Below are 13,173 nucleotides of genomic sequence, written 5' to 3' on the forward strand. Positions count from 1 at the left end.
TACAGAACATGCTGTAGGGTAAGTTCTTCTTTTGCATAACCTTTCAATTTGCTACCCTATCCTTACTCACAATGAGGCTATTGTGTGTACTCAATATAAATAATAAGGAGAGAAGCAATGTCGTTTGAATTACCTGCATTACCGTATGCCAAAGATGCTCTGGCACCGCACATTTCTGCCGAAACGCTGGAATATCACTATGGCAAACACCATCAAACCTACGTGACCAATCTGAACAATCTGATTAAAGGCACGGCGTTTGAAGGCAAATCACTGGAAGAGATCGTTCGTAGCTCTGAAGGCGGTGTATTCAATAACGCAGCACAAGTATGGAACCACACGTTCTACTGGAACTGCCTGGCACCAAACGCAGGTGGTGAACCGACCGGTAAACTGGCTGATGCAATCGCCGCTTCCTTTGGCAGCTTTGCAGATTTCAAAGCGCAGTTCACCGATGCCGCTATCAAAAACTTCGGTTCTGGCTGGACCTGGCTGGTTAAAGGAACGGATGGCAAACTGGCTATCGTCTCCACCTCCAACGCAGGTACTCCGCTGACTACCGACGCGACGCCGCTGATGACCGTTGACGTATGGGAACACGCCTACTACATCGACTATCGCAATGCTCGTCCTGGCTACCTGGAACATTTCTGGGCGCTGGTGAACTGGGAATTTGTTGCGAAGAACTTCGCAGCATAAAAAAGATAACGCAGAAGGACTTCCTTCTGCGTTTTTGCATTAATTCGCGGTAGTGAAAGCCTCTTCAGGCTGTCTTCTTGCGGAAATGAACACCAGCAGCAGCGCAAGACCCGCCACAATCGCCCCCATTACCGGCACAAAACTGTAGCCCAGGCCGCCAGATATTACCGCCCCACCGGCCGCAGCCCCCAGAGCGTTCCCCAGATTAAACGCGCCAATATTGACTGACGATGATAATCCAGGTGCTTCGCTGGCAACGCGCATCACACGCATCTGCAACGGTGGAACGACCGCAAACGTCGCCGCGCCCCAGACCACCATACTGACCGCCGCTCCCAGCTCATTACGCGCAAGGAAAGGAATGGCCAGCATAATAACCATCAGCAGCAGTAAAAAGCCTTTCAGCGTACCGTTGACTGAACGGTCAGCCAGTTTGCCGCCAAAATAGTTACCGATCGAGAAGCCAACGCCTATCAACACCAGCATCCCGGTAACAAATGCCGGTGTAGCATGAGTGATAGTATGCAGAACCGGCGAGATGTAGGTATACAGCGTGAACATCGCCCCAGCACCCAGTACGGTAGTCAGTAACGCCGACAGCACCTGTGGGCGCATCAACACCGCCAGTTCGCTGCGGACATCCGGGCGCTCTCCTGCTCCACCCTTGGGTAATGAGAAGAACAGGCTGACCATCGCAATGACACCCAGCCCCGCAGTGGCCATAAACGACATGCGCCAGCCGATGGTTTCACCAAGCCAGGTCGCCGCCGGAACGCCGCCAATATTGGCGATGGTTAACCCCATAAACATCGTTGCCACAGCGCTGGCCTGCTTATGTTTGGGTACCACACTGGCTGCAACCACAGAACCGAGACCAAAAAAGGCTCCATGATTAAGACTGGTCAAAATACGCGATAGCATCAGCGTGGTGTAATCCGGCGAGATAGCCGAAAGCACATTACCCAGCGTGAAAATCGCCATCAGGAATATCAAAGCATTACGTCGCGCACGATGAGACAGCAGCAATGTCATCAGCGGTGCACCTACCATCACACCTACCGCATAAGCGCTGATCAGCATGCCAGCCGCCGGAATCGAGACGTCCACACCTTTAGCAATGACGGGCAACAACCCCATTGGCGAAAACTCGGTGGTGCCAATACCAAACGCCCCGATTGCCAGCGCCAGTAAAGGGTAATTGATTTTCATATTTCGACTCCGTATCGTCGAGCCGTGGCACGACATAAAATAAGAGTCAAAAGCATGACATTGATCGCAAAATTAATAAAGTTAACAAAACTGCAAAAGACTTTTGCTTATTCGCAAACAATAGAGGGGAAAAACGAGTCGAAGGGATGAGGGAGAGCTAACTCCCTCGGGGAAATCAATGCAGCGCTGCGGTCAGACCACCCGCGACGATCAAACCCAGAACAATAATGGTAGTCACTAACGAAAATTTCAGATCGGTGCTCATCAAGTTTTCTCCTTTTTATTCCCACACAAAAAGTGATATTGCGCATTTTTACACACTTGAAAGCAAAAATCTCTCACGATTTATATTGATAACTGCTTTTAACTCTTCCCCTTTTCGTTAAGATCAGACAAAATTCCACGCTTACTTGATTAGCGTACCGGCCATTGACCCCTTCCTGACGTTCCGTGTCGTTTTCCCGGCGTGCCGCAACCCTTACGTTGCGATAAGGGTGTGTAAAGGCAAACGTTTACCTGGAGTATTCTCAGGAGCTTAGGATATGGTCTGGAGTGAGATGTAATGGCAACAATTAAAGATGTAGCGAAGCGAGCAAACGTTTCCACTACAACCGTATCACACGTAATTAACAAGACGCGCTTTGTCGCGGAAGAAACACGTAATGCTGTCTGGGCAGCAATCAAAGAACTGCACTATTCTCCGAGCGCAGTTGCCCGCAGCCTGAAGGTAAATCACACCAAGTCTATCGGCTTGCTGGCGACCAGCAGCGAAGCGGCCTATTTCGCCGAAATTATCGAAGCCGTTGAGAAAAACTGTTTCCAGAAAGGCTATACCCTGATCCTGGGTAACGCATGGAACAGTCTCGAAAAACAGCAGGCTTATCTGTCGATGATGGCGCAAAAGCGCGTTGATGGTCTGCTGGTGATGTGTTCTGAGTATCCGGAGTCGCTGCTTTCGATGCTCGAAGAGTATCGCCATATCCCGATGGTCGTCATGGACTGGGGCGAAGCAAAAGCCGACTTTACTGATACGGTCATTGATAACGCCTTCGAAGGCGGTTACATGGCGGGCCGGTATCTGGTAGAACGCGGTCATCGTGAGATTGGCGTGATCCCTGGCCCAATGGAACGTAACACCGGGGCCGGGCGTCTGGCTGGCTTTATGAAAGCGATGGAAGAAGCGCTGATTAAAGTGCCTGAAAACTGGATTGTCCAGGGCGATTTTGAGCCTGAATCCGGCTACCGAGCCATGCAGCAAATTCTGTCGCAGTCTCATCGTCCGACCGCGGTCTTCTGCGGTGGCGATATTATGGCAATGGGTGCGCTGTGCGCCGCTGACGAAATGGGACTGCGCGTACCGCAGGATGTCTCACTCATCGGCTACGACAACGTGCGCAACGCCCGCTTCTTCACGCCGGCCTTGACGACCATTCACCAGCCGAAGGATTCACTGGGTGAAACGGCCTTCAACATGCTGTTAGACCGTATCGTGAATAAACGTGAAGAGTCACAGTCTATCGAGGTGCATCCGCGCCTGGTTGAGCGTCGCTCCGTTGCCGACGGTCCGTTCCGCGATTACCGCCGTTAAGCCTGTTGTGCGGGAGTCTCATCTGGCTCCCGCAGCCATTCCTTGTTCAACGTTTCACTATCTCCTAAATAGTCCAGCAGCCAACTCAATGCCGGTGACGTATCGTTCTGCTGCCATGTCAGACAACATGCGGCATCAGGAAAGGGGTTCTCCAGTTGCAGCGCAACCCATTTACCACTATCGATCCACGGCTTGGCAAAATGCGTCGGTACCATGCCCACGCACAATCCCGCGGACAAACAGGTCGCAGAGGATTCCCAATCCGGCACGACGACGCGCTTTTGGTTATCCAGCAGCCAGGTAATACGCTTCGGCAATGTTCGGGAGGTATCTTCGCGCACCAGTGACGGCCAGTTGCGCAACGTGTCATCACTTAACGGTCCGGGCATTGACGCCAGTGGGTGATGACTGGCTACCACGCAGCTCCAGCTCAGCATTCCCATATCGCGGAAGGTATAGCGCCCCCCGACCGGAATGGCCTGTGTGGCCCCGATGGCCAGCTCCACACGCCCATCAGACAGTGCGTCCCACACGCCGTTAAACACTTCCTGAAAAACTAACAACTCCACATCATCAAAGTGACGGTAGAAATCCACGATCATCTGTCGGGTACGATCCGGGCGGACAATGTTATCGACGGCGATCGCCAGCTGTCCGCGCCAACCGTTGGCAATTTGCTGACATTGTTGGCGCGTGATCTGCATTTTTTTGATAACAGAGCGGCCTTCTTTTAAAAACCATGCCCCGGCAGGCGTTAATTCCACATCCCGATGGCGTCGCTCAAAAAGTGGCACCGCCAGCCATTCTTCCAGCTGGCGCACGGTGTAGCTTACTGCCGAAGGTACACGGTGCAACTCCTGCGCAGCCGAACTAAAACTGCCGTTACGCGCAACCGCATCAACCACTTCAAGTGAATATTCCGACCACATATTCTGCCTGCAAAAAATTTGAAATCAGTAAGCAAATATTAGCGTTTCACAGCGAGAATTACACTCACTACACTCAGCGGCATTGTTCTACTGCTAAAAAAGAGAAATGATGATGCAACCTGGGAAAGGGTTTTTAGTCTGGCTGGCAGGTCTTAGCGTGCTCGGTTTTCTGGCAACGGATATGTATCTACCCGCCTTTGCTGCTATTCAGTCCGATCTGCAAACACCTGCATCTGCCGTCAGCGCCAGCCTGAGCTTGTTCTTAGCGGGGTTTGCCGTCGCGCAACTGCTGTGGGGGCCGCTTTCTGACCACTATGGTCGCAAGCCTATTTTGCTGCTGGGTTTATCTATCTTCGCACTGGGCAGTCTGGGCATGCTATGGGTTGAAAACGCCACTGGTCTGCTGGTACTGCGATTTGTTCAGGCCGTTGGCGTCTGTGCGGCATCGGTTATCTGGCAAGCGCTGGTTACCGATTATTATCCTTCACAAAAAGTAAACCGCATCTTTGCCACTATTATGCCGCTGGTCGGGTTATCTCCTGCACTCGCCCCGCTTTTAGGCAGTTGGATCCTGGTACATTTTTCCTGGCAGGCCATTTTTGCAACTCTGTTTGCCATTACTCTGATTCTGATGCTTCCGGCTCTGCGTCTAAAGCCAACGGCTAAAGCGCGCGATGACAGCCAGGATAAACTGACTTTCGCCACCTTGCTGCGCTCGAAAACTTACCGTGGAAACGTGCTGATTTATGCCGCCTGTTCCGCGAGCTTTTTCGCATGGCTGACGGGTTCCCCGTTCATCCTCAGCGAAATGGGTTATAGCCCAGCGGTAATTGGTCTGAGCTATGTTCCGCAAACTATCGCCTTCTTAATTGGTGGTTACGGCTGTCGTGCAGCGCTGCAAAAATGGCAGGGTCGTCAGCTGCTACCCTGGTTACTCATTCTGTATGCCTTCAGCGTTGTAGGCACCTGGGCGACCGGCTTTATTCATCATGTTGCATTGGCTGAAATCCTGATCCCATTCTGCGTTATGGCGATTGCGAACGGCGCAATCTACCCTATCGTTGTCGCGCAGGCATTACGCCCTTTCCCACAGGCCACTGGACGCGCAGCCGCATTGCAGAATACGCTGCAACTGGGTTTATGCTTCCTGGCAAGCCTTGTCGTTTCCTGGTTGATTGCCACCCCACTGCTCACCACCACCAGCGTTATGCTGACAACAGTATTGCTGGCTGCTGTGGGTTACAAAATGCAGTCGCAGAAAACTGACGCCCCGCAAACAGATGATCGTGCGCAAGTTGCCCACGGAGAGTCGCACTAATAATGGTTGCGGGCATTTAGTTAGCCCGCTAACAATTATTGGTTGAATCGTCAAAAATTCAGGCATATACTGATTTCCAGTTGTTAAAAAAACGATAATTTTAATGCGTTAACGGGGACAAGAACGTTCCCGTTTTACCACGGATGGCCTTTTCGGCAAGGGTTTCTCCCTTCCTCTGTTCTACGTCGGATTATAGATTCGCGGATTAATTCCGTGAGATTTCTCACAAAGCCCAAAAAAGCGTCTACGCTGTTTTAAGGTTCTGATCACCGACCAGTGATGGAGAAGCTATGAGTTCATCATGTATAGAAGACGTCAGCGTACCGGATGATGACTGGTACCGCATTACCAATGAATTATTGAGCCGTGCAGGCATTGCCATTAATGGCAATGCACCGGCTGATATTCGAGTAAAGAACCCCGATTTTTTCAAACGCGTATTGCAGGAAGGATCGTTAGGGTTGGGTGAAAGTTATATGGATGGCTGGTGGGAATGTGACCGGCTGGACATGTTTTTTAGTAAAGTCTTGCGCGCCGGTCTTGAAAACCAACTCCCCCGCCACTTTAAAGATACGCTACGTATCGCCACGGCTCGCCTGTTCAATTTACAGACCAAAAAACGTGCGTGGATGGTCGGCAAAGAACATTACGATTTGGGCAACGATCTCTTTACCCGCATGCTTGACCCCTATATGCAGTATTCCTGCGCCTACTGGAAAGATGCCAACACTCTGGAATCTGCCCAGCAGGCGAAGCTCAAAATGATTGCTGAAAAATTGCAACTGAAGCCAGGAATGCGGGTGCTTGATATTGGCTGTGGCTGGGGTGGTTTATCCCAGTTTATGGCATCGCAATATGGCGTGAGCGTGGTGGGTGTGACCATTTCGGCAGAACAGCAGAAAATGGCACAGGAACGTTGCGCTGGGCTGGATGTCACCATTTTGCTGCAGGATTATCGCGACCTGAACGACAAATTCGACCGCATTGTCTCCGTCGGCATGTTTGAACATGTTGGACCGAAGAACTACGCCACCTATTTTGAGGTGGTCGATCGTAATTTAAAACCGGATGGTCTCTTTTTACTGCATAGCATCGGCTCCAAAAAGACCGACAATAACGTTGATCCGTGGATCAATAAGTATATCTTCCCAAACGGGTGTTTGCCGTCAGTTCGCCAGATTGCCAACGCCAGCGAACCGCATTTTGTGATGGAAGACTGGCATAATTTTGGCGCGGATTACGACACGACGCTGATGGCATGGCACGAGCGTTTCATGAGTTCCTGGCCTGAAATCGCCGATAACTATACCGAACGTTTCAAGCGGATGTTCAGCTATTATCTGAACGCCTGCGCCGGGGCGTTTCGTGCTCGAGATATTCAGCTATGGCAGGTGGTCTTTTCACGCGGTGTTGAACACGGTCTGCGCGTTCCCCGCTAATCGTTTTCGCCCCCGTAGCAACGGGGGCTTTCCTCTCAGGCTTAGGCTCCCGCTTCGCCCGTTATGTTGCTGATGGCGCTTTCACGCGCCGCCAGGACACGCTCAACGGTATCAACCACCGCCTGCGTTTGGGGATCGATTTCGATATTAACCCGTGCGCCCAGCTTTTTCTTGCCAAGCGTCGTACGCTCCAGCGTTTCCGGGATCAAATGTACACAGAAACGCGTCGGCGTCACTTCACCGACCGTCAGACTGATACCGTCAATACCAATAAATCCTTTGTACAGGATATATTTCATCAGCGACGGATCCTGGACTTTAAACCACACCTGACGGTTATTCTCCGAGGTCAGAATTTTCGACACTTCGGCAGTGGTCATAATATGGCCCGACATTAAATGTCCGCCAATCTCATCACTGAATTTTGCCGCACGTTCAACGTTAACCAAATCTCCAACCTTCAGATCGCCCAGGTTGGTGATACGCAGCGTTTCTTTCATCAGGTCGAAGCTTATCTGGTTACCGTTAATTTCGGTGACCGTCAGGCAGCATCCATTGTGGGCAACCGATGCGCCGGTCTCCAGCGCATCCAGCATATATTCAGGCAACTCCACAACATGCGTACGAAAATTCGGTTTTTCATCAATGGACACCAATTTTGCAGTGCCCTGCACAATACCCGTAAACATACTTCCTACTCCTGAACTCAATTAAGACATCTCTGCACAGCACAATAGCAGGTGGAAATTCAGGTTGCCAGCAATGCGCCACCAGCGCCTGTTTTTTCACTGGAGAATTACGTATTCCTCGCTACAATAGACTGAAATTTCCCCTGCTTTTTCTCCTTGCTGCCATATAAGGCGGCTTTTTTAGTCTCTCAAATAACAACAATATAGTGGTGTACACGTGCAAAAGTATGTAAGTGAAGCGCGTCAGTTATTAGCTCTGGCAATTCCGGTGATTCTTGCGCAAATCGCTCAAACCGCAATGGGATTCGTTGATACCGTCATGGCGGGCGGATACAGCGCGACGGATATGGCGGCAGTCGCCATTGGTACGTCCATCTGGCTACCGGCCATTCTGTTTGGTCACGGACTACTGCTGGCGTTGACGCCGGTGATTGCGCAACTCAATGGTTCCGGACGCCGCGACCGTATCGCCCATCAAATACGTCAGGGATTCTGGCTGGCGGGCAGCGTCTCCGTGCTGATTATGGTTGTGCTATGGAACGCGGGGTACATTATTCGCTCCATGCATAACATCGACCCGGCGCTGGCAGATAAAGCCGTTGGCTACCTGCGTGCCCTGCTGTGGGGCGCACCGGGTTATCTGTTCTTCCAGGTAGCCCGTAACCAGTGCGAAGGATTAGCCAAGACTAAACCGGCGATGGTGATGGGATTTCTCGGCCTGCTGGTGAACATTCCGGTTAACTATGTTTTCATCTATGGGCATTTAGGCATGCCGGAACTGGGTGGCGTGGGTTGTGGTGTGGCAACAGCAGCGGTTTACTGGGTGATGTTTATCGCCATGCTCTCTTACATCAAACGTGCGCGTTCAATGCGCGATATCCGTAATGAGCGTGGTTTCCAGAAACCTGACACCGCAGTAATGAAGCGTCTGGTACAGCTGGGTTTACCTATCGCGCTGGCGTTATTTTTCGAAGTGACGTTGTTTGCGGTGGTCGCGCTGCTGGTTTCTCCATTGGGGATTGTCGACGTAGCCGGACACCAAATCGCACTGAACTTCAGCTCGTTAATGTTCGTCCTTCCAATGTCTCTGGCTGCCGCCGTCACCATTCGTGTCGGTTATCGTCTGGGCCAGGGTTCCACGCTGGATGCGCAAACCGCAGCCAGAACGGGTCTGGGGGTTGGTGTGTGCATGGCGGTCGTAACAGCGATTTTCACCGTGACATTCCGCGAGCATATTGCCCTGCTCTATAACAATAACCCGGAAGTTGTCGCCCTGGCGGCTCAGCTCATGTTACTGGCCGCTGTGTATCAAATTTCGGACTCTATCCAGGTTATTGGCAGCGGGATCCTGCGTGGTTATAAAGATACGCGTTCCATTTTCTTTATTACCTTTACGGCATACTGGGTGCTGGGCCTGCCGAGCGGTTATATTCTGGCGCTTACCGATCTGGTAGTTGACCGGATGGGACCGGCGGGATTCTGGATGGGCTTTATTATCGGCCTGACCTCTGCGGCGATACTGATGATGCTGCGGATGCGGTTTCTACAACGCCAGCCGTCAGCGGTTATTTTACAACGCGCTGCGCGATAACCTCATAAAAGCCGCCACCAGGCGGCTTTTTTCGCCTCAAAACGGGCTGGCGTTTTTGGCGTTCATCCACGCTTCACTAATGGGATGCCTGAAATGCAGTTCACTGGCATGCAGCATCAGCCGTGGCGTTTGTTCAGTCCCCGGCAGCAGACGTCCACCGTACAGATCGCACCCCAAAATAGGATGTCCCAACTGCTGACAATGGATCCGTAGTTGATGGGTGCGCCCGGTTTCAGGGGTCAGTTGTACCCGCGTCAAGGGGAGCAACGTCCCCTCTTCCTGACGATGATAAAAACGCTCGACAACCTGATAGCGCGAGCACGCGGGTTTGCCGTTGAGAGCACAAATCGACATCAATGGAAACAGCGCCGGGTCTTTGGCAATTGCGGCGTCGATAACCCCTTCGTCGTTTTCCAGATGCCCGCATAACAGCGCACTGTACACCTTAGTGACCGTCCGCTGGCTGAACTGCTGGCAAAGCGCGGCGTTAATAGCCTTGTTACGAGCGACCACCATCAGCCCAGAAGTGCCGAAATCAAGCCGATGTACCAGCGTGCAGCCAGGGTAAATCTGTACCAGCCGGTGATGTACCGAATCGAGATTCTGCGGATTTTTGCCCGACAGGCTAAGCAACCCGCTGGGTTTATTGATGAGCACCAGATGCTCGTCCTGATAGAGGGTCTCTATCTCGTCATGGCAAGGCGGGGCAATAAAGGTATCGAGGATCGTAGACATCAGGCGGCCAGAATGAGGTGTGGGAACGGATGATAACGAATTTTCACCACAGTGGCGAATCTGAGCATTGACCCAATGGCTGGCATGGTAGAGTGTGATTTATCCTGAGTGCGATGAGAGGGTTACTCTGTGCAACAAATCGATTTTTACATGGTGGATGCCTTTACCACCACGACATTTGGTGGTAATGCCGCAGCAGTCTGTCCGCTCACGGACTGGTTGCCCGATGAAACATTATTAAAGATGGCGCAGCAGCATAACCAGTCAGAAACCGCTTTTTTTGTCGCCAATGAGAATGGCTTTGAGCTGCGTTGGTTTACCACTCAGGGTGAAATTAATCTGTGTGGGCATGCCACGCTTGCCGCCGCGCATGTCATCTTTGAACATCTGGATTACCCGGATACCAAAATCCAATTTGCTACCCGCTTTGTGGGACCGCTGACGGTCACGCGCTGCAGTGAATGGCTGACGCTTGATTTTCCAGCCTGGCAAAGCGAATCTGCCGTGCCGCCCGCTTTACTGCTGGAAACATTAGGCATCACCGAATACAAAGAGGTGCGTGTGGCACGCGATTACATGGTGGTGCTGGAAAATCAACAGCAGGTTGAGGCTGTGCGCCCAAACATCCACGCCATGATTCCGCTGGGGAAAATGGTATGCATCACCGCGCCAGGTGACGGGGAATACGATTTTGTCAGCCGTTTCTTCTGCCCGGGCGAAGCCGTCGCGGAAGACCCGGTCACAGGCTCGGCACATAGCATGCTGATCCCTTACTGGGCTGGAAAACTGAATAAAACACAGATGCTGGCACGCCAGGTCTCTGAACGCGGCGGGGATTTACGCTGTCAGTTAGCAGGAACGCGTGTATATATCAGTGGGCAGGCGATAACTTATCTGACCGGTAAAGTGCTGTTGCGCTAGCAGCCTTACCCAAAATAACCAATCCATGGAGGATTTATGTCGAACAAACTCGTGCAGATACACTTTGATTTTCATGGTCCGTTTGGGGCTGAGATGTCGAATCAGCTCGTTGAACTGGCCGAATCAATCAACCAGGAGCCGGGGTTCATCTGGAAAATCTGGACCGAGAACGAAGCAAATCACGAAGCGGGAGGCATCTACCTGTTCCAGGACGAAGACACCGCTCAGGCCTATATCAAAAAGCATACCGCCCGCCTGAAGCACCTGGGTGTGGAGGAAGTAACGTTCAAAATCTTCGATATCAATGAACCGCTAAGTAAAATTAACCACGGTCATATCAGCTAAACTTTTGCCTTAGACGCCCCCTACCGGGGCGTTTCTTCATTTCCCCCTGCTTTCCCCTTTCAACAGCGATATCCCCGTCACCGCTCCAGGACAGTGATTTAGCCTGGGCCACGTTTGCAGTAGTTCACAAAATCAGCGTTAGCGAAAACTATCGCTGGCCGAACGCACTATGAAGGAGTATAAAATAATACAAACAGTATTATTTTATACAAAATGAATCACAAACTGCGACTGGAGATTCTCATATGACCGCGGACATTACACTGAACTCATCTGCTGGAAGCTTCCCGCCAGCAGGTCATTACTCGCACAGTACAACGGCTGGCGGATTCGTCTTCATTTCTGGGCAATTGCCGGTCACTTTCGACGGCGAGAAAAAAGCGGATGCCTCTTTTGAAGATCAAACCCGGCTGGTACTCAAGAATATTGATGCTTGTCTGGCTGGTGCTGGGGCATCACGTCAGCATCTGGTGTCTGTTCGCGTCTATGTGACGGATATGAACCAGTGGCCGACGTTTAACAAAATCTATGGAGAGTGGATCGGCGATTTCCGTCCATCTCGTGCAGTAGCAGGTGTTGCGGAACTTCATTATGGTTTTGCGCTGGAAGTTGAAGCTATTGCGTTGGCCCCGCAAGCGTGACGTTTAACAACATACAGGTGAACAACAATGACTGAAATGACACTGCCTGATTATAACGATGTTGCCGCTGCGGCAGAGCGCATCGCAGATTATGCTAACAAAACGCCGGTGATGACCTCCCGAACGGTTAACGAAGAATTTGGCGCGGAAGTCTTCTTTAAGTGCGAAAACTTCCAGAGAATGGGCGCCTTCAAATTTCGCGGCGCTATGAATGCGCTACGCCAGTTCACGCCACAACAACGCGCTGCGGGCGTCGTGACATTTTCTTCCGGCAACCATGCACAGGCCATTGCCCTGTCGGCAAAGTTGTTGGGTATTCCAGCAACAATTATCATGCCGCATGATGCCCCGGCGGCCAAAGTTGCGGCGACGAAAGGCTATGGCGGAAAAGTGGTAACTTACGATCGCTATACTGAAGATCGTGAAAAAATTGGTCGGGACCTGGCAGAGAAACAGGGGTTAACGCTAATCCCCCCTTACGACCATCCGCACGTGATAGCAGGCCAGGGCACCGCCACAAAAGAGCTAATTGAAGAAGTGGGTCAGTTAGACGCTCTTTTCGTGTGTCTGGGCGGTGGCGGCCTGCTCTCAGGATCCGCCCTGGCGGCCAGACATCTGTCTCCTGACTGCATCATCTATGGTGTCGAACCTGAGGCGGGTAACGATGGTCAACAGTCGTTCCGAAGTGGAAAAATAGTTCATATCGATACGCCCAAAACCATTGCTGACGGTGCTCAGACTCAACATCTCGGGAACTATACATTTCAGATTATCCAGCAAAATGTGAACGATATTCTGACTGTTTCAGACGCTGAGTTAGTTGCCTCAATGAAATTTATCGCTGAACGCATGAAAATCGTCGTAGAGCCAACCGGGTGTCTGGGTTTTGCTGCCGCCAGAGCGCGTAAAGCTGAGCTTCGCGGCAAGAAAATCGGCATTATCATCAGCGGCGGAAATGTGGATATCAGTCGCTACAGTGAATTTCTGGCCGGATGATAAACAGGGTATCTGCCATGCAGATACCCTACTTTTACTGTCTGTACACTCCCGTCTGGAAAAACGCTCCCAG

General features: G+C 51.6%; 14 protein-coding genes. 9 read left to right on the forward strand and 5 right to left on the reverse strand.

Annotated elements, in window-relative coordinates:
* The first annotated feature begins 117 nt into the window (after positions 1-117).
* Positions 118-699: a superoxide dismutase [Fe] gene (sodB, locus tag OGX83_RS07250; RefSeq protein ID WP_003029205.1), complete on the forward strand. Its 582-nt coding sequence runs from the start codon at positions 118-120 to the stop codon at positions 697-699.
* 39 nt (positions 700-738) lie between these two features.
* On the opposite strand, the gene OGX83_RS07255 is transcribed toward sodB, so the two are convergent.
* Together OGX83_RS07255 and cydH are read right to left on the reverse strand one after the other, a co-directional pair.
* Positions 739-1,908: an MFS transporter gene (locus OGX83_RS07255; RefSeq protein WP_008784665.1), complete on the reverse strand. Its 1,170-nt coding sequence runs from the start codon at positions 1,906-1,908 to the stop codon at positions 739-741.
* A gap of 175 nt (positions 1,909-2,083) precedes the next feature.
* The gene (cydH, locus tag OGX83_RS07260; RefSeq protein WP_003029209.1) at positions 2,084-2,173 is read right to left on the reverse strand and encodes a cytochrome bd-I accessory subunit CydH; all 90 of its coding nucleotides are present in this window, start codon (positions 2,171-2,173) and stop codon (positions 2,084-2,086) included.
* A gap of 297 nt (positions 2,174-2,470) precedes the next feature.
* Between cydH and purR the strand changes: the two genes are divergently transcribed.
* Entirely contained in the window at positions 2,471-3,496 is a 1,026-nt protein-coding gene (purR, locus tag OGX83_RS07265) for an HTH-type transcriptional repressor PurR (protein WP_003832757.1), read from the forward strand.
* Here the strand turns inward: purR and punR are convergent.
* Complete coding sequence (gene punR / locus OGX83_RS07270; protein WP_003029215.1) at positions 3,493-4,425, reverse strand: DNA-binding transcriptional activator PunR; 933 nt, start codon at positions 4,423-4,425, stop codon at positions 3,493-3,495. The two genes, purR and punR, sit on opposite strands and share 4 nt — an antisense overlap.
* Before the next feature lie 112 nt (positions 4,426-4,537).
* On the opposite strand from punR, the gene punC reads away from it, so the two are divergent.
* On the forward strand, positions 4,538-5,743 hold the full coding sequence (gene punC / locus OGX83_RS07275; RefSeq protein ID WP_032943314.1) for a purine nucleoside transporter PunC: 1,206 nt from the start codon (positions 4,538-4,540) through the stop codon (positions 5,741-5,743).
* A 290-nt stretch (positions 5,744-6,033) separates the two neighbouring features.
* Positions 6,034-7,182, forward strand: coding sequence for a cyclopropane fatty acyl phospholipid synthase (cfa, locus tag OGX83_RS07280; protein WP_008784662.1), 1,149 nt, complete (start codon positions 6,034-6,036; stop codon positions 7,180-7,182).
* A 41-nt stretch (positions 7,183-7,223) separates the two neighbouring features.
* Here cfa and OGX83_RS07285 read toward each other — a convergent pair whose 3' ends face one another.
* Positions 7,224-7,871: a riboflavin synthase gene (locus OGX83_RS07285; RefSeq protein ID WP_003832752.1), complete on the reverse strand. Its 648-nt coding sequence runs from the start codon at positions 7,869-7,871 to the stop codon at positions 7,224-7,226.
* Positions 7,872-8,088: 217 nt separating this feature from the next.
* On the opposite strand from OGX83_RS07285, the gene mdtK reads away from it, so the two are divergent.
* The gene (gene mdtK, locus OGX83_RS07290; RefSeq protein WP_008784661.1) at positions 8,089-9,462 is read left to right on the forward strand and encodes a multidrug efflux MATE transporter MdtK; all 1,374 of its coding nucleotides are present in this window, start codon (positions 8,089-8,091) and stop codon (positions 9,460-9,462) included.
* A 36-nt stretch (positions 9,463-9,498) separates the two neighbouring features.
* Here mdtK and OGX83_RS07295 read toward each other — a convergent pair whose 3' ends face one another.
* Positions 9,499-10,197: an RluA family pseudouridine synthase gene (locus tag OGX83_RS07295; protein ID WP_286587671.1), complete on the reverse strand. Its 699-nt coding sequence runs from the start codon at positions 10,195-10,197 to the stop codon at positions 9,499-9,501.
* Between the two features lie 129 nt (positions 10,198-10,326).
* Between OGX83_RS07295 and OGX83_RS07300 the strand changes: the two genes are divergently transcribed.
* The 4 genes from OGX83_RS07300 (at position 10,327) to OGX83_RS07315 (ending at position 13,100) form a co-directional block, all read left to right on the forward strand.
* A complete protein-coding gene (locus OGX83_RS07300) occupies positions 10,327-11,118 on the forward strand; it encodes a PhzF family phenazine biosynthesis protein (protein ID WP_208744339.1) in 792 nt (263 codons plus the stop codon).
* 36 nt (positions 11,119-11,154) lie between these two features.
* The gene (locus OGX83_RS07305) at positions 11,155-11,463 is read left to right on the forward strand and encodes a monooxygenase (RefSeq protein WP_057067232.1); all 309 of its coding nucleotides are present in this window, start codon (positions 11,155-11,157) and stop codon (positions 11,461-11,463) included.
* A 245-nt stretch (positions 11,464-11,708) separates the two neighbouring features.
* Positions 11,709-12,104 (forward strand): RidA family protein, encoded by a 396-nt coding sequence (locus tag OGX83_RS07310; RefSeq protein ID WP_003832744.1) that lies wholly within the window; start codon positions 11,709-11,711, stop codon positions 12,102-12,104.
* A 27-nt stretch (positions 12,105-12,131) separates the two neighbouring features.
* Positions 12,132-13,100, forward strand: coding sequence for a threo-3-hydroxy-L-aspartate ammonia-lyase (locus OGX83_RS07315; RefSeq protein ID WP_100272521.1), 969 nt, complete (start codon positions 12,132-12,134; stop codon positions 13,098-13,100).
* Positions 13,101-13,173 lie beyond the last annotated feature (73 nt).

This window comes from Citrobacter sp. Cpo074, from assembly GCF_030332745.1.
GTDB classification, from domain to species: domain Bacteria; phylum Pseudomonadota; class Gammaproteobacteria; order Enterobacterales; family Enterobacteriaceae; genus Citrobacter; species Citrobacter portucalensis.

What these genes read in the sequence shown, in the direction of transcription:
- cfa (WP_008784662.1), top strand. Translation starts at nt 6,034, where the DNA reads ATGAGTTCATCATGTATAGAAGACGTCAGCGTACCGGATGATGACTGG.
- sodB (WP_003029205.1), top strand. Translation starts at nt 118, where the DNA reads ATGTCGTTTGAATTACCTGCATTACCGTATGCCAAAGATGCTCTGGCA.
- cydH (WP_003029209.1), bottom strand. Translation starts at nt 2,173, where the DNA reads ATGAGCACCGATCTGAAATTTTCGTTAGTGACTACCATTATTGTTCTG.
- OGX83_RS07285 (WP_003832752.1), bottom strand. Translation starts at nt 7,871, where the DNA reads ATGTTTACGGGTATTGTGCAGGGCACTGCAAAATTGGTGTCCATTGAT.
- OGX83_RS07310 (WP_003832744.1), top strand. Translation starts at nt 11,709, where the DNA reads ATGACCGCGGACATTACACTGAACTCATCTGCTGGAAGCTTCCCGCCA.
- purR (WP_003832757.1), top strand. Translation starts at nt 2,471, where the DNA reads ATGGCAACAATTAAAGATGTAGCGAAGCGAGCAAACGTTTCCACTACA.
- OGX83_RS07255 (WP_008784665.1), bottom strand. Translation starts at nt 1,908, where the DNA reads ATGAAAATCAATTACCCTTTACTGGCGCTGGCAATCGGGGCGTTTGGT.
- OGX83_RS07295 (WP_286587671.1), bottom strand. Translation starts at nt 10,197, where the DNA reads ATGTCTACGATCCTCGATACCTTTATTGCCCCGCCTTGCCATGACGAG.
- punR (WP_003029215.1), bottom strand. Translation starts at nt 4,425, where the DNA reads ATGTGGTCGGAATATTCACTTGAAGTGGTTGATGCGGTTGCGCGTAAC.
- OGX83_RS07305 (WP_057067232.1), top strand. Translation starts at nt 11,155, where the DNA reads ATGTCGAACAAACTCGTGCAGATACACTTTGATTTTCATGGTCCGTTT.
- OGX83_RS07315 (WP_100272521.1), top strand. Translation starts at nt 12,132, where the DNA reads ATGACTGAAATGACACTGCCTGATTATAACGATGTTGCCGCTGCGGCA.
- punC (WP_032943314.1), top strand. Translation starts at nt 4,538, where the DNA reads ATGCAACCTGGGAAAGGGTTTTTAGTCTGGCTGGCAGGTCTTAGCGTG.